Source organism: Paenibacillus kribbensis (genome assembly GCF_001705305.1).
GTDB lineage: Bacteria > Bacillota > Bacilli > Paenibacillales > Paenibacillaceae > Paenibacillus > Paenibacillus kribbensis_B.
Window position 1 is genome coordinate 281,530 of sequence record NZ_MCBP01000005.1, and the last position, 23,117, is coordinate 304,646.

The following is a 23,117-nucleotide window of genomic DNA, read 5'->3' on the forward strand; positions in this document are numbered from 1 at the left end:
TTTCATGTATATTGAGTAATATAAAAACTGAATAAAGTAAATATTTCACTCAATATCTGATAATCATATTACTGATAGAATGTAATAAATAATGCAATCTATATTAAAATTCATGTTAATTCAAAAAAATTTGTTTTTTAGATTGTCAAATTTCAGTAAAACGAAGTACAATCAATTATAATATTAGTGATTATTTTAGTAATTTATTCAGGAGGAACTTCTATTGGCCACGATTAAAGATATTGCTCGTTTGGCGGAGGTATCTGCTACTACAGTCTCACGAATCCTCAATCAGGACCCGACTTTTAGCGTCTCGGGCAAAACCCGTGACAAAGTGCTTGAGGCCGCCAAACAACTTGAATATAAGACCATTGTCGAAAGGTACAACCAAAAATATTATCGCTTGGCCCTTATGTATAAACCTATTATTTTTCACAACCACATCGAAAATGACTTCCACTTCTCCATCAGGAGCGGGATCGATAAGTATTGTTCCCAGCACGGGATTGACATGGTCAACCTGTTCAACAATTCCAATGTGAAATTTGAAAATTTACAAGGGGCTATCATTCAGGGGAATTATTCAAACGAAGAAATCAAAGAGATGACCTCTATGCTGGATACCGAGCATCTTTTAATTATTGGCAGATGCCCGGATGACAACAAATACGATAGTGTCTGGTTTGACGCGAGACGTGCTATACATTCTGCTCTGGATTACCTTGTCAGTCTTGGACATACGGAAATTGGTTATATTGGCGGGGATGAGAACGAGGACGTTGATTTGGACGAGCAGCGGGAGCAAATTTTTCTTCGCTATATGCAAAAGCATTTCCAAAAAACACCTCGAACTTTTGTAGGAGAGAACAGCCTGAAAAATGGCTATGCATTAATGAAAAAAGCTTTTGAGACGGAACCGCTGCCTTCTGCTTTTTTTATAGCTAATGACCCTTTGGCCTTAGGGGCTCTGGAATACTTAAAAGAGCACAATATCACGATACCGGATGCCTTTAGCATCGTCAGTTTTGACGGTCACCAAATGACGCAGTATACAACCCCTGCGCTCACAACCGTGCAAATCAGAACCGAGTTTATGGGCATCACCGCAGTACAAACCTTAATTGAAAAAATAGATGGTGTACGCAGTATTTCCAAAAAGGTACTTCTTCCGACTCAATTAAGAATAGGAGAAAGCTGTACTCCCCGATCCTGAAAATTTACAATAACTGTTTCTTCACTCTTTTTGTCCACATTTCCCCACGGTCTGACCGTCAAGGAAACCACACCGTTGTTAGGCGTTGGTAACGCCGTGCCATAAGACTAACGCCATTTGTAGAAAAAAAAATAGCGCTATGCTATACTATAAATAAAGCTGTACCACGTAATACGTGTCATATAGCCTATGGCATGTGGGTAAAATAAGAATAGCCGCGATGGTTGCACATCGCGACTTTCTGACAAAGGCCGGTGGGCGACCACGGCGAGAGTTTCATACTAGGTACGAAAAATCACCGGATAGCTAGGCGCCTAACCTATTCCCGGTGGTTTTTCTTGTCTTTACGTGATTGTTTCCAGGCTTGGACCAAAGTCTTTAGGCCAGTAGTTATACTGACCAACTTTAGCACAACGTCAAGAATCTTCACGATTAGATCAAATGACACGGCGTCACCCCCTCTCGGGCTAGCTTCGCCGCATCTTCCCCACCGGTTAATTTGTCCAAATCATTATAGCATAATTAGGAAAATTGGAATATAGAGTAGGAATAGCGAGAAGAACTACTAGATGTGTGGTGTCACTTTGTGTTTACAAGGTTAAGCTCGATATGGGTTCGACCGTGCAACCATAGCAGTTCGTCTAGTAAAAATGTCAACCCATCCTTACTGCGCAAACGCTCAATCAACTCTGTAACGACTTCGACAATCTCACGTTGCACATTCTTCGCTAGTTGAAGGCCGCCACTGTCTCCATCCACATAAAGATGTGGATGATCCAGTTGGTCTATCTTTCGTACATGTCGCAGACACAACATCCCATTTTCCAGATAAAAGAAATAGCTACGATCAAACAGGACCCCCTCAAATAATTCATACATATAAGGATCATCATCAGGTCCATATACCATGGTAGCTCTTTTCAATTCAACCGATTCGGTCATATAATCCCTCTCCTTCTGTATTCAAGAATTTTTTTAAAATAAAGGACTTCCTTTATGTTTATATGTATTTAATGTACAACTTCTTATACATATAATACACTTTCGTATTATAATTTTCAACACTTATCGAATAAAATGTACGCATTATTGTAATTTAGGTTTGATTTCTCTAAGATTTAAGTACATATAATAAATAAAGGGGGATTGCTTATGGGATTGAAACCAAGTTATAAACCAATGGAAATCACTCTAATTAAACGAGATAAAACACGAACTTACCTTCGTACTCAATTAGGAATATCACCATCCACTTTGGCGAAAATGTCTAATGGGGAATTTGTAGCCATGAGTGTCATTGCACGGATTTGTGAGGAATTGGACTGTAGAATTGAAGAGGTTGTTGAATTTATAAAAGAACAACCATTAGATAAAGAGAAAGAGCGCTAATCCGTTTAGGGATAGCGCTCTTTCTTTTCAACTTAATATTGATTTACTCTACTTGTTGGAGTTGACTTTTGATCAGTTTTGTAAGCTTCTTGTTTGCCTTTGTTGCTACTTCATTGATCAAATTAACGAGTTGCTGCAAGGCTACAACCCAGTCCAAGGTGCCGAATTCATCACACAACAAATAAAACAAACCGCCAAGAGTACGCTGATCGGTACTTTGCCGATGTTGCCACGCGAGCAGAATATATCGAGAAAATACTCTTCTGTATGGTAGTGTATTGCTGGACACAATCACTATACCAAACGAAGCAGTGTTTTCCTATTTTTGCAAGAGATAGATAATTATCCTGTTACAGCTTATTTATCAAGGGATTAAAGAAACAATTTCGCGCTGCGAAGTTTGAGTTCATACACATCAAAATCCCATGTTTTCTTGAAGAATCTTCACCAAAAAAGTTTGACAAGATCAAGATATTTTTATATAACTATACTAGATATAACCATTGTGGTTATAGGTTAAATTAAAATTTGGGAGGTTAATATGAAAATCACAAATCATTTTATCCCCGTTTTTACCAATCAACTGGATACAACCGTTGCTTATTATGAATCTCTTGCTAACCGACCTATGGATCGAAGATGGGATATTCCCGAAGCTGGCTTGTCTTTAGCCACAGTATATCCTTACGTTATCGTATCTGGAAGTCCGGAGGCCTTGGAGCCTGCTAGATCACTCCGTGCCGTAGTGTACGTTGATTCCATGAACGAATTGAAGGACGGATTAAAACAGCAAAATACCCTTATAGTAAGGGATCAGCATGGTCCTATTGGTCCAAGCATTTTTGTACAACATCCCGATGGCAGTTTTATTGAATATGTAGAGCCTGCACAGGCTACTGTTTGACTGGCGTAAATTTAAAAAATGTAAAATAAAGCTGCTCCACGGCACGTAGGGAGCAGCTTTATTTTACATTCGCTTTTGCCCGTAATTGCTCAACAATTTGAGCCAGGGTAACGAAAGCCAGTTCATTCTCCATTGCCATCTGCGCATGAGAGAGTTGTGGTACAAGAACCGATTCAATGTTCATTCCTACAGAGCAATTGGGATCAGGGTCCTTATGAAAATTGAAAAGCTGGTTTCCTTCCACGGATTCGACCGCCCGATAGATATCCAGTAGGGTTAATCTTTCGGGAGATACTCGAAGGGAGGCCCCCGCAACTCCAGATTTTGTTTCAATATACCCTGCTTTTTTGAGTTGGGCCATGATCCGTCTAATTACAACAGGGTTACTATTGATGCTTCGTGCTATTCGATCGCCTGTACTATATAGCGGGTCCAGCGTGATCATCGAGAGAATATGGACTGCCATCGAAAAACGACTGCTAATTTTTTTCATCTACTCACCCTCTTTGCTACACAGTATAGTTCCAATTAAAGAACAGGTCAATCGACAAACTTTTCAGTAGGTAAACAAGAAGCTTTCAAAACTGATCAAAAGTCGACTCCAACAATGGATTGCCGATTTGCCCAGTTATCTCAAGGCTTACCTGTCTATTTCTAGCTGCGAAGTTTGAGTTTTTAAGGGCAAAACGCTAAACCATAAACTCTCTTAAGTAAAAACGGTGTTGTTTTTTAATATTTTCTCGCTATAACGGATGCCTGATGTCTACTTAGTGAGGCAACGTATTTTTGAAAGAATCGACGCTAAAAATGTTTTGAATTTCGACATATATTCTCAGATATATACAAAATTTGTTGATATATGCCATTGAAATTATTGACAGTTACATAATCTCAATGTATTGTATAGAAAATAAATACATTTTTCTTGGTTTCTCTATTACTTGGGATCAATTTCCGGGAAGCCGTTGCTTCTTATTTATTCTCATCTAAGAATGGACAGGCCTCTTTGGAATGGATTCATAATAATTCTTTGGAAGGAGGAATCCATAAAGCCGCTTGATGATGACGTCTCAAACTACTGAAAGCGTTATCAAAACTAGAGTTAGAAGACCCCTGGAAGTCCTATTAAAAAATGCAAGGAGGAGTAGAAACATGACAATCCAGACTTTTGTGAATCATCGTAAGTTATCTATGAAATGGTTTATTTTCTCGACAGGAGCCCTGTTTCTGATGCTGGCGGGTTCGCTTGTTTTTGCGGAAAGCGCTTCCGCTCATGGGTATTTGACGGACAGCCGCGCTCATCTATGTTCCACGAGCCAAAACACCAATTGCGGGCAAGTGAGATGGGAGCCTTTTAGTGTGGAAGGGCGGGGGGATTTCCCTGAGTTCGGCGTTCCTGACGGCAAGATCGCCAGCGGCGCGAAATTTTTAGAACTCGACGAGCAAACGGCGGATCGCTGGACCAAGGTAGATATGGTAGGCGGGGAGCATACGTTTCATTGGAAGCTTACAGCCAATCACAGCACGAATACATGGGATTATTTTATTACGAAAAAAGACTGGGATCCCAATTCCCCGTTAAAACGAGAGGATCTTGAGTTATTCTGCCGTTATATAGATGACGGTGCGATTCCGCCAATCGACACTTATAACGATTGCTTTATTCCGAATGACCGGGAAGGATATCACGTTATCGTTGGCGTTTGGGATATCGCGGATACGGAGAATGCCTTCTACCAAGCGATGGATGTTGAACTCAGCATCAATCCGTCGGCACCGACCACGCCCGACAAGGGTTTCCCTGGAGATCCTAACCGTTTCGGAAAGTACCTCGTCTGGAATACCATCAGGGTCTATACCGAAGGTGAAATCGTTCTGCACAACGGGCAATTGTGGCAAGCTCTGTGGTGGACCCGTGGACAGGAACCGGGAACGACAGGACAGTGGGGTCCGTGGAAGCTGATCGGCGACGTGCCGCCCGATGAGGAAGGCAGCGCGGAATTGGGCAGCGCATAACGGCGAAAGTATTTTTCAAAAACGAAGAGGCGGTTATCAAGATTACTAGCAATCCAATAAGTAACTTTTTGTGAAATGAGACCCTCACCATCATATATGGTCTGCAAATTTTACAAAATAAAATCCTTTTGAAACTATGTTGGGTATCACACATAGTTTCAAAAGGATTGGATTGTTACTTTTACTCATATATTAACAAGGCTCTTCGCTTGGCTTCCCAGCATCATCACGCGTACGGAAGCTTGAACCACAGCCACATGTAGCTACGGCATTCGGATTATGAATCGTGAATCTGGCGTTAGGCTAACGTTCGGCCAAAACCGCGTCAGATCAACGTTTTTGTGCGTTGGACGGGATTGTTAATTCGTATGGCTACTTGTTAATCACACGCCTCTACAGCGTATAATCACGTTAATCGTATTCTACCCCAATGGTTGGCGGAACGCAACGCCTATAAACGAAGAAAAAGCGCCTGCCTCCGGAGAGACAAGCGCTCTATTATTTTCCGAATTTAATTTTGATACGCCGAAATTTCGTACACCAGATTCCGGGCCGCACGCAGGGGCGCTTGGGGGTACGGCTCTCGCTATCTCCACGCAAAAAGACGCTTATTCAATCGCTTTTGATAGCGTAAATAAGCGTTATTTTCGACTTGAGTTACTATGCGCGAATCTCGGCGTCCTGCCTGGTGATTTGATTGAATACATACCGGAAGATAAAAAAAGTACCAAGGTGAGCCGCTAATATGCGGCTCTTTTTTGCGTGGATTTATCGAAAGATTCGTTAAGGCATACTAGCCGGAAAACATTGTAGTTCTACATGCTTGACCCAAGTAATTCATTTAGATATAATGCTATTAGTTATTATCTAAAGAATAAATAACTAGAATACTAGCAAGAATAAATAGATTATGGAGGTGCTATTTTTGAAAAAGCCCACGCCTGAGTACATTAGAGATACTGCTGTATCTATTTTGCAAGATTACGATATGGGAATAAAGCAGTCGGACCTCTGGAGAGAAGTTGAGACGTTTTTATCCGAATCTGGTTATGAAATCACTGACCATACACTCAAGAACGCACTTTGGGACCTAGAAAAGCAACGACCGGGGGAAGTTTTGAAGATTAAAAAGTCAGCCAAAAATGTAGAGCTGCATCCTTTAGTCAATAATTCAGATGAACAAGACGCTTATGACGAAGCATGGGATGAGTCGCTACAAGATAGAGCAATAGGATCATTAATAAACCTTTCAGGCATGGTAGCAGAAATAACGGTTAGGATTGATTCTTCAAGTATCCATTCTAAATTAGGTGAAACACAAGCTCTTTATATGAATGAATACCCTCCTGAAGTAATTGAGGCAATTACAACTCTTGGCATAGCGCTTGACCTCATGGAAAAAAGCAAAAGTGCTTTCAAAAGTATAAGACATGTATGGGCTCTAGATTCACGGAAGGTTAGTTTACAAAGGAGGTGATAACAATATGAATGTATATGAATCGCTTGCAATCATGCTACAGTTTGGACTTGTCATAATTGGTGTACTTACACTGGCACAGAAAAAGCGATAGCCTCCCCGCCATGAGCTGCTACCGCGCAATACTTACAGTTTCAATAATAACCGTTTAGCGTAATTTCCCGCAAGACCAGGCGCAGCCCTCCGAGGTTGCGTTTTTACGTTTGTGCGCGGACAAAATAAGAACCTTAACCCTATAGGCTGCGATTCTTTTTGTTTCCTGAAGCCCGCGCATCAAATGTTATCCCAACGATCCGTAAGACGGGCGGCTCTGTCGCGACACAAAATTATCAGCTTCTAAAATCAAGAAAAGCCCGTAATCCTCTGCGTTGAGGACACGGGCTTTTTGGGTTAAAAACTTGTATGCTTAACTCTCCATTGCTCCAACTTGATATTGAGCCAGAAGGAGTAGATACCAAACGTGACGATGCACAATAAGAGCCATTTAATCCAATTACCAAAAAGTTGCGTAGCAGTCCCGTCGAACTTTAGTCTTCTTCCGTTAATCACAGTGTGTTCTATCTTCCAACGGTATAGCATCGTATGCGCCCACGGATAACAGATGCCAAGGGTAAACGTAGTAACTATCCACCCTAGGATCACCCATCCGATGTACTGTGCCAGTCCGCCATCGAACACCGAAGCTGACTGCCGCGACTGATCAGGCACCCACTGCCCTTGGTCCTCAAACCCATAACTACTTAATTCCCCCACAAAATACACCCTCTCAACTAATATAGACATATTTTACTATGGAAGCTGTCTGTAATCTAGTATATTTTTCCTATAAACGAAAAATAGCGACCCACTACGCAATATCGCGCAAATGGGTCCGCTTGTCCTCGTCTTACTTCGTCGTATCTTCCGTCTTCTTAAACGTCGAATACACGCCGGTTCCGATCAGCGCGTACGAAACGGTATCAACGCCGATTTGCCACATGCCGAAGTCGGGCGCAACTATGTACTTTTCGAGAATTTGGTATGCAAGGCCGACGACCGCTGCGATAAATAACGGATTAGTTAGGCGGTTCTTCATTAGTTAACTTTTTATATTAGCTAAATAATCTTTTTTACTATCTTACTAACTAATTGATTAGATAATGATAATGACAATTGGGATGAAATTGTGTAAACTAAAAATGTAACGTATTACAAAAAGAAAAAGGCCGCTATTATCGCAAGACATAGCGCGGCCCTATTTAATCCAACCTTTTTTCACGAAAAATAGCCGTTATCTTTGGTCGGAAGCGGGCTATTTTTCGCGTCTTATTACAATGACGAGAGCAGCAAACATTATCATTAAAGACAATGATTCATATACGGTCATAAGCGGTCACCTCCTGGGTAGCCGCCTTTTGCTATGCCTTGCTTGCCTAATTATACAACACCTCCCCTCTCACTGCCTACTAATTTGTACTCTCATACAAAAACGCCCACCTCCGAAGAGATGAGCGCCATTATTAGACTCGCTTCTTAATAAAACGGGAGGTAGGCGAATACTCGTCGTGACTCCGCCGGATATCACTCGTATCCATCTGAATATACCGCCGCATTGTCCGTATGTCTGACCATCCGCCCATTTTCTGCACGGTGAACGGGTCAGCCCCGTTAAGTATCATTGCGCGAGCCCAGGTATGTCGGTACACGTGCGCAGTCATCTTCTTGCCGGCTACGCCCGCCTTTTCTCCGTAATATTTTAGCCGTTTATTAAAGTGACTCGCTGTTACGGGGTCACCGAAGCAAAACATGAATATCCGGTCCGTCGTGAAGTACTGGCGGTTTTCCTCGATTAACTGTAATAACAATTTTGCCACATGCGCGGATATAGGGACCATCCGAGGCTTACGGTTTTTGTTCACTTCACCGCTTAACGTAATAAATCGCGTCTGAAAGTCTATGTCTGATATCCGTAGACTAAGCATTTCAGATACGCGACAGCCGGAGTCAAGTAATAGCGCGATCGCCACGTAATCCCGGTATCCAACGAAATCGCGCTGATTAGGCTGCGCAAGTATCGCCTTTACTTCGTCGTCAGTCAGACAATTCGTGAGGTCAACGTCCTGACGCAACAATCGTACTTTAGCGACCGGATTAATTTCGATGAGTTCATCGCGTTCCATCTGATTAAATATCGCCTTTAACGTACGAAGACGAATGTTGACCGTTGTATCAGACAGTCCGACGGGTTGATTCTCCGTAGGAATGAACTTATGACCGGAGTAACGCACCTTATCGAATTTCATGTACGCAACATGATCCCGAATTATTTCCGTCGTGATATCCTCGACGTATTGAATATCTGGATATTTCTCACGTAGCCAATCGACAAAATACCCGTAGTGCTTCGCGTAGTCCTTGAGCGGGCGTTCGCGTAAACCCTCCGACTTCTTCGCACTTATAACGAAGTCGATCGCCTGCTCTAATGATAATTGCGGATATTCCCGCGCTAACCTTCCGCCAGCCGGGACCCGTCTTTCACGTTTCTTTAACGCCATAATAAAGAAGACCTCCACATAAGTATAGTACGTGACTATACCGCTGTAGAGGCCGTAATCCACAACCCTAAATCGCATGTTTTGGGGTTGTTAACGTTCATCATGCGGGATTGTTAACGCTCAAATTCCCGCTTACAATCCGAAATCCCGAACACCTGTTCCGCCAGGCTACCGTATCGGCCTCCGAACAGATCATCGGAAGACAAAACGTTGACGTAGCGCGGAATTAACAAGGCTCTTCGCTTGGCTTCCCAGCATCATCACGCGTACGGAAGCTTGAACCACAGCCACATGTAGCTACGGCATTCGGATTATGAATCGTGAAGCCGCCCGACATTCCGGACTCTTCAAAATCGATTTCCAGACCGTCCAGGTAGCGGATGCTTTCCTTTTCCACCACAACTTTCATATCCTGTACGTTCATATATATATCCTGATCTGTCTCATTGTCGTCAAAGCCCATGGCGTACGAAAATCCGGTACAACCGCCTGGCGTAACACCCAGACGCAAAAACATATTCGGCGTTTCCTGCTGCTCCAGCATTTCCTTCAAGCGTTCAGCAGCGGAATCGGTGATATTAATCATGGCTCCATCCTCCTCTTTTACTTCATGTTCCCCTTCAGTATACTCCACTATTGACATGTGCTCAAGTCATGGAATGTCCATGCCTTACGGGTTAAAAGACCTGATTTTACACTCATTTGTATTGATCACCTGTGTGGTGAGGTTTATAATAGATGAAGAGTGTGTAAAAGAAACTGTCGGAAAATTGTCAATTAAATGGCGTTGTTTTAAGACATCCGTCATTGTTGTAGCCTGGCATTGTAATATTTTTCACATATCCTACATCCGCGCTGCCGGGTTCGCACCGACGGAACGGGACATCCTGTGTGCATCAAGCGCTTGGGCCGCTGATTATAGCGGACAGCCTCGCACAGAGCAACTTGAAGGAGGAATGGGCATGTCCACATTAGTTACACCTTTTACAGACCGCAGAATGGCGGAGATTGTAGAAAAGGTACAGAACGGTATTCGTTTGAACCTTGAAGACGGTATATATTTATATGAAACTGACGATATCCTCACACTGGGTCAGTTGGCTAACGAAGCTAATTTACGTAAAAATGGGAAAAAGGTTTATTTTATTGAAAATATGAGTCTGTACTTCACTAATGTATGCGAAGCGCGCTGCGCGTTCTGCAATTTCCGTAAGGACCAGGGGGAGGACGGCTCTTATACATTGTCAGGACAGGAAATGATTGATTATGTTGAGCAGCATATCCATCCTGGGGTAAGAGAATTTCATATTGTTGGCGGTCATAATAACCATGTGCCTTTCCAATACTATGTAGACTCATTGAAGGCGCTGAATGAAAAGTATCCCCACGTTACACTGAAAGCCTATACTGCGGCAGAAATTGACTTTTTTACACGCATTAGCGGCTTGAGCATCAAGGAAGTGCTTCAGGAGCTGCAAAAGGCTGGACTTCAATCCCTGACCGGCGGTGGCGCGGAAATTTTGTCCGACGAATATCGGAAGAAAATGCGTGTCACAAAAGCCAACGTGGATCGCTATCTCGAAGTACATCGCACGGCTCACAATCTCGGTATGAAAACTCATACGACCATGCTGTACGGTTCGGTCGAAACGTACCAGGATCGTATTGAACATATGCTGCAAATTCGTGAATTGCAGGACGAAACGAACGGATTCATGGTATTCATCCCATTGTCCATGCAGCCAAAAAGCAAAAATGCCAGCATTATGCGCCGTAATTCCGCTTATGAGGATCTCAAAACCATTGCGATCAGCCGCCTGATGCTGGACAATATCAATCATGTCAAGGCTTACTTCATTAATATTGGCCCGCAATTGACACAGGTCGCGCTTACGTTCGGCGCCTCGGACGTCCATGGCACGATTGTGCGCGAGCAAATCAGCCATGCCGCAGGTGCGTTGACCCCTGCCGGATTGACCCGTAAAGAGCTGATTTGGCTGGTTAAAGGTGCAGGACGTATCCCGGTAGAACGGGACACCTTCTATAACGAAATCGAAGTTTTCAACTAATCGAGTTTCTCGACGAACTCCACAAACACGACGAAAAAAATTCATTTTGGATTCAGATTTCCCGCGAGCATTTCTTCCCCATTACTCACACCATGCAGCGTCAAGCTGCCTCGGAATACTCCGGCCCTGCCTGCCACAGGCGGACCGGACTCCGGGTATTATAACAAGGCTCCAGACCATTTGCCGGGGACACGGCAGCGAAAGGACGGCGGATTTTTGATGAAAAATTTCGTTATTCTGGGGGGCGGCTACGGCGGTCTTACCATTGCCAAAGAATTGCTGGACAAACATATTCCTGACGATGTTCAAGTTATTTTAGTGGACCGGATGCCCTTTCAAGGCTTGAAAACAGAATACTACGCTCTCGCAGCGGGGACGGTATCTGATTTTGATTTGCGGGTGCATTTTCCCAATGAGCAACGCCTGATCCGTAAATACGGAGAAGTCACCTCGATGGATTTGGAGAATAAAATCGTCCATTTTCAGGATGGCGAGCCTTTGCTCTATGATCAGCTTGTGATTGCGCTAGGCTGTACGGACCGCTTTCACAATACACCGGGGGCTGAAGAGTATAGCTGCACGATCCAGTCTTTTAACCATACCCGTCAAACGTATCTGCGCTTGAATGAAATCAAGCCTTATGGGCATGTTCATATTGTAGGCGGTGGTCTGAGCGGTGTTGAAATTGCTGCGGAGCTGCGTGAAAGTCGTTCGGATTTAAATATTACCATTATGGATCGGGGCGAGCGGGTGCTATCGGCATTTCCGCAACGTTTGTCTGCCTATGTACATGCCTGGTTCAAGGAGCATCAGGTTCATGTACTGAATCATGCTGCGGTTTGCCGTATTGAACCGGGCGCTATCCACAATCATAACGAGCAGATTGTAACGGATGCGGTTGTATGGACAGCCGGGATTCAACCGGTAAAAATGGTGCAGGATTTAGCTGTTCCTAAAGACCCTCAGGGCCGCATCGTGCTCAACGAATATTATCAAATACCGGATCATCCCGAGGTGTACGTGGTCGGGGACTGTGCCAGTCTTCCTTATTCGCCAAGCGCCCAGGCGGCAGAGGTGCAAGGGGAGCAGATCGCACACATTGTACGCGACCTGTGGAAGGGCCAAACGCCTCACCCCCATCCTCTGAAGCTGCGCGGCACATTAGGCGCACTGGGCAAGAAAGCGGGCTTCGGCTATGGCTTTATGGGCAGCACCTCGTTACGTGGACGAGTACCTCGCCTGCTTAAAAGCGGTGTGCTCTGGAAGTCCAAACGCCATTTTGGCTGACCGATTGGCTATATAAAACACAAGAAGACCCGCTTTCCAGAGCAGGTCTTCTTGTGTTTCTCAATCCAAATCAAGCTGATCCCATTCCTCGGCTTCCTTGATCTTGTTTATAATCACTTCATACAGCAGCTCTGCTGAATCCGCAGAAACAATCTCACCGTTAACCATTGCATAGGGTTCGGCGTTGCACTGACCACAATTGCTAAGGCAGCCGTATTCGATTACATCATAATCCGGATTTTGCTCCAGCCTGGACATAATTCCATCGGTGCCAAAATGCATATTGCTGGTGCAAAATTCGATGATAGGTCTTAACATTTTTTCACCTGCTTTGGATGACGGGCATTTTAATTTGGCCCGCTTTGTAATATAATAAATAAGGTATAGGAAAGGAGTTGAATTCTAATGAGTGAAACACAAAGCGTTCAAATGTATGATGAAGTAGCAGATGTACTGGATAAGCTCCGTCCGTTCCTGCAACGCGATGGCGGCGACGTTGAGCTGGTTGACGTTGAAGACGGCATCGTTAAGCTGAAACTGGTAGGCGCTTGCGGTAGCTGCCCAAGCTCCACTATCACGCTGAAAGCAGGGATTGAACGCGCTCTTCTCGAAGAAGTCGACGGCGTCCAAGAAGTGGTACAAGTATTCTAATGCTTGTTGCATAATGATCAGGAGAGTCTTGACTTCGGTAACGAAGCTCAAGACTCTTTTTTATGTGATGCGTCTACCGGAATCTAGCGCTTAAATGGTGGGCCGAATCGGGTCCAACCCTCCCGACACATCCATAATATTGCCTGTTATAAAATCCGAATGCTCCTCACACAAATAAGCGATCACTCGCGCAATGTCCTCTCCACTTCCCGGACGCCCACGCGGTGTCTCTTTATCCTGCAAGCCGATGACGTCGGCAATAGACATTTCCTTATTCGCTCCTCGAATATCCCCGGGACAAATCATATTCACCGTAATGCCATATGGTGCTTCCTCCACAGCCAGTGACTTTGTAAAAGACACCAGCCCGACCTTGGCGGCTGCATAGACAGCACGATGCGGCCAAGCCCTCGCTTCTCCAGCATGACCAAAGCCAAAATGAATAATACGTCCCCATTGCCGGCTCCGCATATGAGGCAATACCAGATGATCCAGCAGCATGGTGCCGACCAGATTCCCCTGTATCATGGCATGAATCTCGGCTACACTGTAATCCGCAAACAGACGACGCTCGCGGATGAACGGTCCGGCATTGTTCACCATAATATCTACACCGCCCAGCCGATCCTCGACTTCGCCGATCAGCCTCATGATATCCTCTTGAATGGAGATATCTCCTTGTAAAGAAAGGCAGCGTACTCCTTTAGACTCGATCACCCGCTTCAGTTCTTCGGCTTCAGCTTGGCTATGCACATAATTCAGCGCAATATCACAGCCTTCATCAGCCAGACGCAGAGCGGTCATTTTGCCTAATCCTTTGGCACTGCCGGTTATGAGTGCGACTTTGTCTCTCAACAGTTTTCCTCCTCTTCACAGAGAACGGTCAACCCCAAGTATAAAATATTTAGGCTTCGCCTACAACTCCAGGCAAAAAAACCCCAGTCCTCTTGTTCAAGAGATCTGGGGTTTCAGTCAACGCGTTTTCTTCCCTACTTAAAATGCCGGGATGATCGCGCCTTGGTATTTGTCTTCAATGAATTTTTTAGTTTCCGGGGATTGCAAAGCCTTGATCAGCTTTTGAATCGCTTCGGAATCTTTATTATCAGGACGTGCGACCAAAACGTTAGCATATGGAGAATCCTTATCTTCCAATGCCAGTGCATCTTTGGTTGGGTTCAGCTTCGCTTCCAGAGCATAATTCGTGTTGATCAGCGCAATGTCCACTTCAGGCAACTGACGTGGCAGCATTGCCGCTTCCAGCTCTTTGAATTTCAGGTTTTTCTTATTTTCAGTAATATCTTTTACTGTAGCTTCGATGTTGCTTTCGTCTTTCAGCTTGATCAGTCCTTGTTTGGCTAACAACAGCAATGCACGACCTCCATTGGTTGCATCGTTCGGAATAGCTACTGTTGCGCCATCTGGAATTTCATCAAGCTTTTTATATTTTTGGGAGTAGATGCCGAATGGCTCCAGATGAACCGCGCCTACAGATACCAGATCCATTTTGCGCTCTTTGTTCATCACATTCAGGTAAGGTACATGTTGATAGAAGTTAGCATCCAGCTGCTTGTCGAACAATTGTACGTTGGGTTGAACATAATCGTTGAACTGAACGACTTGAAGACGAATACCCTCTTTTTCCAACTGAGGCTTGATCGCTTCCAAAATTTCCGCATGTGGCACAGGGGAAGCGCCCACTTTCAGCTCAACTTCGCGTGGTGCGCCGCCTGTATTTCCAGTCGTTTTTGATGCATCGGATGTCGTGCTCTTCGTGCCGCAAGCAGCCAGCACCGCAATTAATGTCAAGCTTAATACGGCCAATACCCATTTCTTCATGTTATTACCCCTCCAATAGTTTGTAATGTTCAGGATTCAGATGCCTGATCAATAAGGATATCTATATGGTTTCCCTATTTTCGAGTATAATGCCGTACCAGACGGTCCCCTGCCATTTGCAGCAGTTGTACCAGTACGACCATGAGCACGACGGCAACGATCATGACAGCCGTTTCATAACGGTAGTAACCGTAGTTGATAGCCAGCGTACCCAGACCACCGCCCCCGATCATACCGGACATCGCCGTATAGGATACGAGTGTAACGACGGTAATGGTTAATGCAGCGAGCAGTCCCGGCAGTGCTTCACGCAACAGCACCCGGCGGATGATTTGCCCAGTTGAAGCGCCCATCGCTTGCGCGGCCTCAATGACACCCTTGTCCACTTCACGCAGAGACGTTTCGACAAGACGTGCGAAGAAAGGAGCAGCCCCGATCACCAATGGCGGAATCGTACCCAGCACCCCGGTTGAGGTGCCTACCAACGATCGTGTAAAAGGAATAAGTGCAACGATCAAAATGATAAACGGTACGGAACGCAAAATGTTAACGATGAATGATAGTACAATGTATATCACTTTCATCAAAGTCAGCGAGGAGCGGCTCGCCAGGAACAATAATACGCCAAGCGGCAAGCCAATAATCAGGGTGAACAGCGCGGATGCCCCAAGCATCTGAAGGGTCTCCACCGTAGAATTCCATAGTTCTTCCCAACTCACTTGCGAAAAATCAAGTTCGCTCATTGTCCGATCACCTCCACATCAAGTCCTTGCCCGGACACTTCGCGCAACGTATGCTCAATATCCTCCTGATTTCCTTCAAAACGAACGATGAGCTGTCCATACGGTACGTTTTTGATGGTGGAGATCGTTCCCTGCAAAATCGCAAAATCAACGCCGGTATGACGGACCGTACGCGATAGAATCGCATCATATGTTATGCTGCCCAAGAAGGAAATTCGTACCACCTGCGCCGATTCACCGCCACCTGAGGCCGCAATTGCTGCTTGCAGCTCTTCGGCATGCTCAGACTCCCGTTGGATAAAGTCCTTGGTTACCTGGTGCTGTGGCTTCAAGAACACTTCCGCCACCGGACCTTGCTCCACAATGTCACCCTGATGAATCACACCAACTCGATCACATATGCTTTGAATGACATGCATTTCATGCGTGATCAGTACGATGGTCAAATTAAAGCGCTGGTTAATATCCAATAGCAATTTCAGAATCGACCCTGTGGTCTGTGGATCAAGTGCCGAGGTAGCCTCGTCGCACAGTAACACTTGAGGATCACTGGCAAGCGCCCGCGCAATGCCTACACGCTGCTTCTGTCCTCCTGAGAGCTGTGATGGATATTTTCCACTGTGTTCTTCCAGACCCACCAGCTCCAGCAATTCTCGTACTTTCTTGTTCAACTCCTGCTTGGGCGTGTTCACCAGACGCAACGGAAATGCGATATTGTCATATACCGTCGCCGACGATAACAAATTAAAATGCTGAAAAATCATTCCGATTTTTCGGCGCTGCTTCTGTAGCTGGGCTTGACTCACGGTGGTGAGGTTTACACCGTCTACCCATACTTCGCCTGAAGTGGGCCGTTCCAATAAATTAATACAGCGGATTAGCGTGCTTTTCCCCGCTCCGGAGTGACCAATAACTCCAAATATTTCTCCACGTTCTATAGAAAGGTTCAACCCGGACAGCGCACTAACGCGTCGGTTCCCTTTGCCATAATGCTTGGTTAACTGCTTAAGCTCTATCAACGTGCTGCGACCCCCTTCACTTTCCTTACCCCTTTTATACAAAAAGAGCCCCTTTCACAGAATGAAAAGGGCCCCGCCATGCGAACCTTTTCTCATCTGTCAAAACCGCTATAACTCTAGCGGTTTTGTAGGAATTAGCACCATCATGTTCCCTCCCGGTGTATTATACCGGGAAAGAACGGGTTGCCGGGCTTCATCGGGCCAGTCCCTCCACCTCTCTGGATAAGAAAAATATGTTAAACTCCAGCTTTAGCTGTCCGTTAAGTTTATATTAAAATCATAATTCAAGCATTTTTCTGAAACTAGGTTCCAGTATAGATAGTTTACATAGCTTTGTCAAAGGATATTTTCTAACATCATTATGGACGCACTGCCCGATTCCCCCATTGTTTCACCGTATAAGAAAAAACGTGGGACAGTGATCGGCACACCATTTCCAAGCCCTGCTGCAAATCCTCCAGATGATGATCCAGATCTTCGAGTTGTATCTTGCCGTACAGAGCACGATGCCTTTGCCAGAGATCATCCTGCATTTCTGTATTCATATAGTGTATCTCCGTATTTCGCCGCTTACGCAGCCGATTGATGGCATCGGTGTATGTGTTCTTAATATCATTTAAGTTATCGGTCAATACAGGATGCATTTTGAGATACTTGAGCTGCCGCAACACGGTAAAATACGAATAATGTGCCTTATACTCCCCTGTTTTTAAATCATACAGATCATTCATCCAGTTCCCCAGCTTATCCAGAATGGAAAATACTCGCACAAATCCATCCTTATAAAAGAAGACATACAATGCATAATCGGATTTTTCATCCTCGCTCATATCCTCTGCGTATCCAGCCTTCACTTTCATGCGGAAAAAGGCGGCAGCATGATGGCTCTGCTCCAGCTCATCCAGAGAGGACATCAGACCGCGTGTCAAAATATCCGCCTTACGAAAAGCGTGGGTCGGATCACCACTGGCCTGAATTTGCCGCTCCAGCAGGTTTAACATGTCTGACATGCTATTCATGGCATCCAGCAGGACGCCCTTGCTCACACGTGGCGGCTCACCCAGCAGCTTGCGTATCATGCTCACGCCTCCTTATGACTGTAAAATCCGGTTGTTCGATTCATTAGGGCGTCAAGCGAAATAACTCGTCCACCGTTGATCCACAAGCTTAACAATATCCTCACGCGGCAGCACTTCATCCGGGTAGCCCGGCTTCATACGCGCATCCACTACAATCGGCAGCTTATAGTTCAGATGATGCAAACGCACCTCGCTGTCGGCATACATATCTGTAGCCGGGTTAAAACGCGTAAATACCGTCCACAAGAACGAGGCTTGTGAGCGAACGACTTCCGTGGCATCATCCACGATAAAGACGAGCGGCCATTCTTGCTCACCCGCAGACAGACGTTCCAATACACGCGCCGCCAGTTCAGGCTCTTGCTCAAAGGTCGCCCCTGATACAACAAGGCAGCCTCCGCAATACGGCTTAATTTGGCGAATACCTGGCAGGTCTCCTCCCTTATAGGTACGAGGTAATTCACGTATTGGCTCGCCTACACCCATCAAGATCGCCTTACTGCCATGATTCAGCTTGCGGCCCGTATAATCGAGCGTATCGTGGGACGTATGATTGAAAATGAACAAATCCCTTGCTGGATTGAAGCGCTCCAGAATCGTTTCCAGCAGCAGGTTAAAATCGGATAAATCAATGACCCGGTCTGTCAGCATCAGGAATTTGGTTAATGACAATTGGCCTTGGCCCAGAATGGTAAAGCCGGATACCAGCGCTTCCCGAGAGTAGCTTTCACGCACGACGGCCGCTGCCAGCGCATGTACGCCCGTTTCCGCATAAGCCCACAATGACTTGACGGAAGGCATCACAAGCGGATAGGCAGGCGACAACAGACGCTGTAAAAATTCACCGAGATAGTAATCCTCCTGGCGTGGTTTACCTACAATCGTTGCCGGATAAATGGCATCCTTGCGGTGATACATATGCTTGACATGAAATACTGGGAAATCATGCTGTAATGAATAGTAGCCAAAATGATCGCCAAACGGTCCTTCCGGACGGCGTTCATGAGGCGGAACATAACCGCTGATCGCAAATTCGGCCTCTGCCGGAATGCGATGACCACCGAGCGGGTCTTCTGTCATTGGCAGCTTGCCTCCCATAATGAGCGAAGCGAGCAACAGCTCAGGCAGGTTCTCCGGCGCTGGAGCAATCGCGGATGCAATCAAAGCGGGCGGACCACCGATGATTATCGTCGTAGGCAATGGCTCATTGCGCAGCTCGGCTTCATGATAATGAAAGCCGCCGCCTTTATGAATTTGCCAGTGAATTCCTGTGGTCTGATCATCATAAATCTGAATACGGTACATCCCCAGGTTATGATCCTTTGGATGCCCCGGCTTCTCGGTATATACGAGCGGAAGCGTAATGAACGGCCCCCCATCCTCATGCCAGCTCGTCACTCTAGGCAGTGGAGCCAGCGGAGCATCTGTCCGCCTAACACCTAATACAGGAGCCTCGCTATGGGATACCGTTTTCAGTCCTACTTTTAGCATGTCCTTAATCAGGCCACGTTCATTCCATAAAGCTTTGGGGGTAGGTGGAAGCAAGGTTTTGGTCGCTCCAACAATCGCATCCATCAGTTGCTCCGGACGAGGACCAAAAGCCATATCTACACGTCGATTCGTACCAAACAGATTACTAGCTACAGGAAACGGGGTTCCTTTTACATTTGTGAACAGCAGTGCCGGTCCTTCTTCCTCAATGACTCTCCGATGGATCTCGGCCAGCTCCAAATAAGGATCGACAGGCGCTTCTATAATTTTAAGATGATTTTCTTTACGCAGCGCTTCAATAAATTGGCGCAAATTCTGGTAGATCAACTGGACGACTCCTCCTAAGCAAATCAAGCCCTCGAGAAACTCGTGGGCCTGGTTTGTTTCTTATATGCTATTATACGTGTTTGAACCCCTCTTGGGCAAAATATCGGCTTTACTATAATCTATGAAATGCTTAGGTACGTTGTGCTTGGGTCGGAACAAGCTTGCGATCCGGCGACAATTGCCATACACGATAACTCAGATAAGCCAAAATGGAGAACAACGATGCAATCACCAGCATATGTCCCAGCACGACAAACATGTAAATTTCAGGTCTGGTAACGTACAGCAAGCTAATTCCAATAATGACCTGAAGTGCTATTAACAATACCGAAACAACACCCAATACACGTATATCCCGGTGCTTCGGGTGATAGCGGTATGAGTAGTGACCCACGGCCAAAATAATGACGAACAGCAGACCGGCTGTAATCTGATGGAGCAGCAGCGGAGATATAAAGCCCCCGATATTTACAACCTTCTGGATGACTGAGTGACTGAGCAACGCCCCTGAATAGATGGCAATATAGGTATAAATCGTCGATAGCCATATAAAGTTACGAAAACCTCGACTGACAGGTCCAGGGATCAGACGTGGGGTGTGACGTGAATCCGCATGCTCCTGCCAGGCTCCCAGCGTCATCATGGTCGCACTGGCAAAAGCGATAAGCGCAAAGCCAAAATGCAGTCCCATCACTGCAGCCGATTGGGAAAAGACGACAGCCAACGCCCCCATCGCTCCCTGTATGATGACAAACATGAGCGTTAACAGCGAGAATAACTGTAAATCCTTCCGATGCTTCATAAACAGCAAAAAGCCGACAAAGGAGGCGACAGAAAGCAGCCCGGCCATAGCGCTAACAGAGCGGTGAGAGAACTCAATAATGGATGCGATTGTATGTGCCGGAACCAGCTTGCCGTTACAAAGCGGGAATTCCCGTCCACAGCCGAGACCCGAATCCGTCCGTGTCACGACGCCTCCACCGAAGGTAGCTAAAAACATGACAATACATGTTACGAGTGCCAGCCACTTTAATATTCTGATTTTGTTATTCAAAGAACTCACCCGTATCCTTCCAAATATAATATTTATTCACTTCATATGTTGTGAAATAATCACTTAAAGTAATTATAACTGATATATTGTTCCTTGACATACGCGTTTTGTTGACAAAATGTGAACGTGTCCGTAAGAAAACCGCCTCCTTTGGCAGGAAGCGGCTTTCTATTTGTCCTGATGATTAAGGATTCCCTTCGGAACCATCATACATGTACAGCATCCATTATTTTGCGAGATTAGCATGTACTTCTACAGCCCGGTCCAAAAATTGCTCGATTTCCTCGCGCGATTTGCGCAGTTTGTTTACCAGACGCACCAGCTCTCGCCCTTCGCTGTAAGCAATAAAGCTGGGAATACCCAATACATTCTGCTCTTGGCTGACGCTTTCGGCCTGCTCTACATCAATTTCAATTAATGTAAGCTTGTCTGCATAGTGTTGCTCCACATCAGGCATAAATGGATCAATAAAATGGCAATCCCCACACCAGTCCGCCTTAAACACGGCCACCGTTACGCCGGGAGTTGATATTGCCTTATTAAAGTCTTCATGAGAGACGATTTTTTGCATGTATTATTCCTCCTCTAATTTCGGTTGTAAAAATACTTACTTATCCTATTGTAACGCCAAAAAGCGCTTTTGATAAGATGAGTAAAATCTTGGGCATACTAAAGCATATAACGAAGTGAATCTGAATACTGCGAAAGGAGGTTATCTAGACATGTCTCTCACGGAATGGTTGCATGCAGCCACAAAACAGCTTCAAGGAGGGCTAAAGCTACTCGGTTCTGTTCCGCGTGTTGCGGAAGAAGCTTGGGAGGGTAAACGGGCAGCCTGGACCGAATCCCGCAAGCTGCGTTATCCATTACGTGAGCTGCCGTGGGATTATCAAGCCGCACAAGCTGCAATGGATGAAGCTGAAGCACTCATGCTTACGAACGGACCGGCTACGAGGCCTTCTTCGTTGAATATGCCTTTATGTGAAATAGACTGTGAGCTGCTGGAGCGAATCAAGAACGATACCGCACAGCAGAATCGCAGCAACATCACACGGACTGCCGCTTACCTCGAATGCTACCGCGGCTATCCGGAATTGCATTGGGCGCTGCTGGCTCATCTGGTTTCCCGCAACGGCGGTTACAATATGACCGATCTCAAAGGCAGTCTGATTGGTGACCTGTTCAGCGAACAGGAAAAGGAGTGGCTATATCGGCTGCTGGAGCGCTGTAACGCTCTTATTTTTCAGGATGCTTATCCGCAGCTCCAACTGTACATGCACAGCCGCCATTTGGGCCGGAGTTGCTTTCATTTATTACCCTATTTTCACGTATCGCCTTTCATGAAACCCTTTTGGGAGCGCTTCTGGGCTTGGCGGGATAGCTCTCTGTTGACCGTCGCTCTCATTATTAACGAACAAAACTATATTGAGGGTCGTGTTGTGAAGGACCCGTATTTTCAAAAGTTTGTGATGCACAAGCCGGGCTTTTATTTGCATGATTGGCTTCAGCTCAACCAGATTATATTTCCACTTGGGCTGAATGGTGGACTCGCCGGATTGGTGATGGAGCGTTTTGGTCATCTCGACGAGCGAATCGGCTTTGGGAAAAGTCTCTATGCCATGCTGTTCGGTCACCAGCAGGTGCTGGATCAAGTGTCAGCCTTCGTTACCAGCGTGCCGCATACCGGTTCACGCAGCGACTATTGGCCCGGACTGTTCACCTCGTATGAACAAAAAGCGTTGCACACTCTGGAAGAGAGCGCAACGCTTTTAGCACATGAATGGCTGCCGCCGGGACAACGCCTGTACAGCCCGGAATTGAACGCCGTCTGGTCGGATACGGCTTACGATCCAATTCCCCGTTACGACTGGTTTCAGGACGGCTCCACGCTCGGGCATCTGAGCGAGCCAAGACGACCGCTGTTATTTGCGATGCGGCATGAGCATCGCCATGGCATCCAAAAAACAGCCATGGCCCACGACACCCATGCCAGCCTCCGGCCTTTCCACTGAGAAAGCTGAAAGCTAT

26 protein-coding genes, 2 pseudogenes and 1 riboswitch are annotated in these 23,117 nt (G+C 45.8%); of the genes and pseudogenes, 10 read left to right on the forward strand and 18 right to left on the reverse strand.

Annotation, left to right across the window (positions count from 1 at the left end):
- Positions 1-223: 223 nt before the first annotated feature.
- A complete protein-coding gene (locus tag BAZ21_RS12255; protein ID WP_068500604.1) occupies positions 224-1,213 on the forward strand; it encodes a LacI family DNA-binding transcriptional regulator in 990 nt (329 codons plus the stop codon).
- 579 nt (positions 1,214-1,792) lie between these two features.
- Here the strand turns inward: BAZ21_RS12255 and BAZ21_RS12260 are convergent.
- On the reverse strand, positions 1,793-2,155 hold the full coding sequence (locus tag BAZ21_RS12260; RefSeq protein WP_068500607.1) for a hypothetical protein: 363 nt from the start codon (positions 2,153-2,155) through the stop codon (positions 1,793-1,795).
- 210 nt (positions 2,156-2,365) lie between these two features.
- On the opposite strand from BAZ21_RS12260, the gene BAZ21_RS12265 reads away from it, so the two are divergent.
- Positions 2,366-2,602 carry a helix-turn-helix domain-containing protein gene (locus tag BAZ21_RS12265; protein ID WP_068500610.1) on the forward strand — a complete coding sequence of 79 codons (237 nt, stop codon included), beginning with the start codon at positions 2,366-2,368 and terminating at the stop codon, positions 2,600-2,602.
- 43 nt (positions 2,603-2,645) lie between these two features.
- Here BAZ21_RS12265 and BAZ21_RS29590 read toward each other — a convergent pair.
- Positions 2,646-2,861: pseudogene (locus tag BAZ21_RS29590) on the reverse strand (IS4 family transposase); the annotation flags it as partial.
- Positions 2,862-3,143: 282 nt separating this feature from the next.
- On the opposite strand from BAZ21_RS29590, the gene BAZ21_RS12270 reads away from it, so the two are divergent.
- On the forward strand, positions 3,144-3,506 hold the full coding sequence (locus BAZ21_RS12270; protein ID WP_068500614.1) for a hypothetical protein: 363 nt from the start codon (positions 3,144-3,146) through the stop codon (positions 3,504-3,506).
- Positions 3,507-3,564: 58 nt separating this feature from the next.
- On the opposite strand, the gene BAZ21_RS12275 is transcribed toward BAZ21_RS12270, so the two are convergent.
- Positions 3,565-3,999, reverse strand: coding sequence for an Rrf2 family transcriptional regulator (locus tag BAZ21_RS12275; protein ID WP_068500616.1), 435 nt, complete (start codon positions 3,997-3,999; stop codon positions 3,565-3,567).
- A 659-nt stretch (positions 4,000-4,658) separates the two neighbouring features.
- On the opposite strand from BAZ21_RS12275, the gene BAZ21_RS12280 reads away from it, so the two are divergent.
- Positions 4,659-5,522: a lytic polysaccharide monooxygenase gene (locus tag BAZ21_RS12280; RefSeq protein ID WP_068500619.1), complete on the forward strand. Its 864-nt coding sequence runs from the start codon at positions 4,659-4,661 to the stop codon at positions 5,520-5,522.
- A gap of 192 nt (positions 5,523-5,714) precedes the next feature.
- Here the strand turns inward: BAZ21_RS12280 and BAZ21_RS29595 are convergent.
- Positions 5,715-5,813 (reverse strand): annotated as a pseudogene (locus BAZ21_RS29595) (iron-sulfur cluster assembly accessory protein); the annotation flags it as partial.
- A gap of 634 nt (positions 5,814-6,447) precedes the next feature.
- Here BAZ21_RS29595 and BAZ21_RS12285 point away from each other — a divergent pair.
- Together BAZ21_RS12285 and BAZ21_RS30220 are read left to right on the forward strand one after the other, a co-directional pair.
- Entirely contained in the window at positions 6,448-6,999 is a 552-nt protein-coding gene (locus BAZ21_RS12285) for a hypothetical protein (protein ID WP_068500622.1), read from the forward strand.
- A 7-nt stretch (positions 7,000-7,006) separates the two neighbouring features.
- The gene (locus BAZ21_RS30220) at positions 7,007-7,093 is read left to right on the forward strand and encodes a putative holin-like toxin (protein WP_373441556.1); all 87 of its coding nucleotides are present in this window, start codon (positions 7,007-7,009) and stop codon (positions 7,091-7,093) included.
- Between the two features lie 296 nt (positions 7,094-7,389).
- Here BAZ21_RS30220 and BAZ21_RS12290 read toward each other — a convergent pair whose 3' ends face one another.
- The 5 genes from BAZ21_RS12290 to BAZ21_RS12305 all read right to left on the reverse strand — a co-directional run bounded on the left by BAZ21_RS12290 (position 7,390) and on the right by BAZ21_RS12305 (position 10,119).
- Positions 7,390-7,707: a DUF898 family protein gene (locus tag BAZ21_RS12290; protein ID WP_068500958.1), complete on the reverse strand. Its 318-nt coding sequence runs from the start codon at positions 7,705-7,707 to the stop codon at positions 7,390-7,392.
- A gap of 178 nt (positions 7,708-7,885) precedes the next feature.
- On the reverse strand, positions 7,886-8,074 hold the full coding sequence (locus BAZ21_RS12295) for a hypothetical protein (protein WP_068500626.1): 189 nt from the start codon (positions 8,072-8,074) through the stop codon (positions 7,886-7,888).
- Between the two features lie 216 nt (positions 8,075-8,290).
- On the reverse strand, positions 8,291-8,365 hold the full coding sequence (locus BAZ21_RS30225; protein WP_220124463.1) for a putative holin-like toxin: 75 nt from the start codon (positions 8,363-8,365) through the stop codon (positions 8,291-8,293).
- Positions 8,366-8,498: 133 nt separating this feature from the next.
- The gene (locus BAZ21_RS12300; protein ID WP_068500629.1) at positions 8,499-9,533 is read right to left on the reverse strand and encodes a tyrosine-type recombinase/integrase; all 1,035 of its coding nucleotides are present in this window, start codon (positions 9,531-9,533) and stop codon (positions 8,499-8,501) included.
- Between the two features lie 226 nt (positions 9,534-9,759).
- Positions 9,760-10,119, reverse strand: a complete 360-nt coding sequence (locus BAZ21_RS12305; RefSeq protein ID WP_007431955.1) for a HesB/IscA family protein — start codon at positions 10,117-10,119, stop codon at positions 9,760-9,762.
- A gap of 376 nt (positions 10,120-10,495) precedes the next feature.
- Between BAZ21_RS12305 and mqnE the strand changes: the two genes are divergently transcribed.
- The gene (mqnE, locus tag BAZ21_RS12310) at positions 10,496-11,602 is read left to right on the forward strand and encodes an aminofutalosine synthase MqnE (protein ID WP_068500632.1); all 1,107 of its coding nucleotides are present in this window, start codon (positions 10,496-10,498) and stop codon (positions 11,600-11,602) included.
- Between the two features lie 219 nt (positions 11,603-11,821).
- On the forward strand, positions 11,822-12,889 hold the full coding sequence (locus tag BAZ21_RS12315) for an NAD(P)/FAD-dependent oxidoreductase (RefSeq protein ID WP_068500638.1): 1,068 nt from the start codon (positions 11,822-11,824) through the stop codon (positions 12,887-12,889).
- A 60-nt stretch (positions 12,890-12,949) separates the two neighbouring features.
- On the opposite strand, the gene BAZ21_RS12320 is transcribed toward BAZ21_RS12315, so the two are convergent.
- Positions 12,950-13,207, reverse strand: a complete 258-nt coding sequence (locus BAZ21_RS12320) for a YuzB family protein (RefSeq protein ID WP_068500643.1) — start codon at positions 13,205-13,207, stop codon at positions 12,950-12,952.
- Between the two features lie 87 nt (positions 13,208-13,294).
- Between BAZ21_RS12320 and BAZ21_RS12325 the strand changes: the two genes are divergently transcribed.
- The gene (locus tag BAZ21_RS12325; RefSeq protein WP_013311836.1) at positions 13,295-13,540 is read left to right on the forward strand and encodes a NifU family protein; all 246 of its coding nucleotides are present in this window, start codon (positions 13,295-13,297) and stop codon (positions 13,538-13,540) included.
- Between the two features lie 90 nt (positions 13,541-13,630).
- Here BAZ21_RS12325 and BAZ21_RS12330 read toward each other — a convergent pair whose 3' ends face one another.
- From BAZ21_RS12330 to BAZ21_RS12365, 8 genes are all read right to left on the reverse strand, one after another.
- Positions 13,631-14,395 carry an SDR family oxidoreductase gene (locus BAZ21_RS12330; RefSeq protein WP_068500646.1) on the reverse strand — a complete coding sequence of 255 codons (765 nt, stop codon included), beginning with the start codon at positions 14,393-14,395 and terminating at the stop codon, positions 13,631-13,633.
- A 138-nt stretch (positions 14,396-14,533) separates the two neighbouring features.
- Positions 14,534-15,376: a MetQ/NlpA family ABC transporter substrate-binding protein gene (locus tag BAZ21_RS12335; RefSeq protein ID WP_068500648.1), complete on the reverse strand. Its 843-nt coding sequence runs from the start codon at positions 15,374-15,376 to the stop codon at positions 14,534-14,536.
- 74 nt (positions 15,377-15,450) lie between these two features.
- Positions 15,451-16,119: a methionine ABC transporter permease gene (locus tag BAZ21_RS12340; RefSeq protein WP_010346659.1), complete on the reverse strand. Its 669-nt coding sequence runs from the start codon at positions 16,117-16,119 to the stop codon at positions 15,451-15,453.
- Positions 16,116-17,138, reverse strand: coding sequence for a methionine ABC transporter ATP-binding protein (locus tag BAZ21_RS12345; RefSeq protein ID WP_068500651.1), 1,023 nt, complete (start codon positions 17,136-17,138; stop codon positions 16,116-16,118). The genes BAZ21_RS12340 and BAZ21_RS12345 overlap by 4 nt, the downstream gene beginning before the upstream one ends.
- Positions 17,139-17,227: 89 nt before the next feature.
- Positions 17,228-17,367: riboswitch (SAM riboswitch) on the reverse strand.
- 130 nt (positions 17,368-17,497) lie between these two features.
- Entirely contained in the window at positions 17,498-18,217 is a 720-nt protein-coding gene (locus BAZ21_RS12350; RefSeq protein ID WP_068500653.1) for a Cthe_2314 family HEPN domain-containing protein, read from the reverse strand.
- Between the two features lie 51 nt (positions 18,218-18,268).
- Positions 18,269-20,035: a UbiD family decarboxylase gene (locus tag BAZ21_RS12355; protein WP_068500657.1), complete on the reverse strand. Its 1,767-nt coding sequence runs from the start codon at positions 20,033-20,035 to the stop codon at positions 18,269-18,271.
- Between the two features lie 130 nt (positions 20,036-20,165).
- Positions 20,166-21,098 (reverse strand): COX15/CtaA family protein, encoded by a 933-nt coding sequence (locus tag BAZ21_RS12360; RefSeq protein WP_068500664.1) that lies wholly within the window; start codon positions 21,096-21,098, stop codon positions 20,166-20,168.
- Between the two features lie 217 nt (positions 21,099-21,315).
- Positions 21,316-21,660, reverse strand: coding sequence for a thioredoxin family protein (locus BAZ21_RS12365; RefSeq protein WP_068500668.1), 345 nt, complete (start codon positions 21,658-21,660; stop codon positions 21,316-21,318).
- Positions 21,661-21,811: 151 nt separating this feature from the next.
- On the opposite strand from BAZ21_RS12365, the gene BAZ21_RS12370 reads away from it, so the two are divergent.
- On the forward strand, positions 21,812-23,101 hold the full coding sequence (locus tag BAZ21_RS12370; protein ID WP_068500670.1) for a DUF2515 family protein: 1,290 nt from the start codon (positions 21,812-21,814) through the stop codon (positions 23,099-23,101).
- Positions 23,102-23,117 lie beyond the last annotated feature (16 nt).

Excerpts from the sequence above, each read along its gene's own strand:
- BAZ21_RS12260 (WP_068500607.1), bottom strand. The coding sequence starts at position 2,155 with ATGACCGAATCGGTTGAATTGAAAAGAGCTACCATGGTATATGGACCT.
- BAZ21_RS12265 (WP_068500610.1), top strand. The coding sequence starts at position 2,366 with ATGGGATTGAAACCAAGTTATAAACCAATGGAAATCACTCTAATTAAA.
- BAZ21_RS12270 (WP_068500614.1), top strand. The coding sequence starts at position 3,144 with ATGAAAATCACAAATCATTTTATCCCCGTTTTTACCAATCAACTGGAT.
- BAZ21_RS12275 (WP_068500616.1), bottom strand. The coding sequence starts at position 3,999 with ATGAAAAAAATTAGCAGTCGTTTTTCGATGGCAGTCCATATTCTCTCG.
- BAZ21_RS12280 (WP_068500619.1), top strand. The coding sequence starts at position 4,659 with ATGACAATCCAGACTTTTGTGAATCATCGTAAGTTATCTATGAAATGG.
- BAZ21_RS30220 (WP_373441556.1), top strand. The coding sequence starts at position 7,007 with ATGAATGTATATGAATCGCTTGCAATCATGCTACAGTTTGGACTTGTC.
- BAZ21_RS12295 (WP_068500626.1), bottom strand. The coding sequence starts at position 8,074 with ATGAAGAACCGCCTAACTAATCCGTTATTTATCGCAGCGGTCGTCGGC.
- BAZ21_RS12300 (WP_068500629.1), bottom strand. The coding sequence starts at position 9,533 with ATGGCGTTAAAGAAACGTGAAAGACGGGTCCCGGCTGGCGGAAGGTTA.
- BAZ21_RS12305 (WP_007431955.1), bottom strand. The coding sequence starts at position 10,119 with ATGATTAATATCACCGATTCCGCTGCTGAACGCTTGAAGGAAATGCTG.
- mqnE (WP_068500632.1), top strand. The coding sequence starts at position 10,496 with ATGTCCACATTAGTTACACCTTTTACAGACCGCAGAATGGCGGAGATT.
- BAZ21_RS12315 (WP_068500638.1), top strand. The coding sequence starts at position 11,822 with ATGAAAAATTTCGTTATTCTGGGGGGCGGCTACGGCGGTCTTACCATT.
- BAZ21_RS12320 (WP_068500643.1), bottom strand. The coding sequence starts at position 13,207 with ATGTTAAGACCTATCATCGAATTTTGCACCAGCAATATGCATTTTGGC.
- BAZ21_RS12325 (WP_013311836.1), top strand. The coding sequence starts at position 13,295 with ATGAGTGAAACACAAAGCGTTCAAATGTATGATGAAGTAGCAGATGTA.
- BAZ21_RS12335 (WP_068500648.1), bottom strand. The coding sequence starts at position 15,376 with ATGAAGAAATGGGTATTGGCCGTATTAAGCTTGACATTAATTGCGGTG.
- BAZ21_RS12340 (WP_010346659.1), bottom strand. The coding sequence starts at position 16,119 with ATGAGCGAACTTGATTTTTCGCAAGTGAGTTGGGAAGAACTATGGAAT.
- BAZ21_RS12350 (WP_068500653.1), bottom strand. The coding sequence starts at position 18,217 with ATGATACGCAAGCTGCTGGGTGAGCCGCCACGTGTGAGCAAGGGCGTC.
- BAZ21_RS12365 (WP_068500668.1), bottom strand. The coding sequence starts at position 21,660 with ATGCAAAAAATCGTCTCTCATGAAGACTTTAATAAGGCAATATCAACT.
- BAZ21_RS12370 (WP_068500670.1), top strand. The coding sequence starts at position 21,812 with ATGTCTCTCACGGAATGGTTGCATGCAGCCACAAAACAGCTTCAAGGA.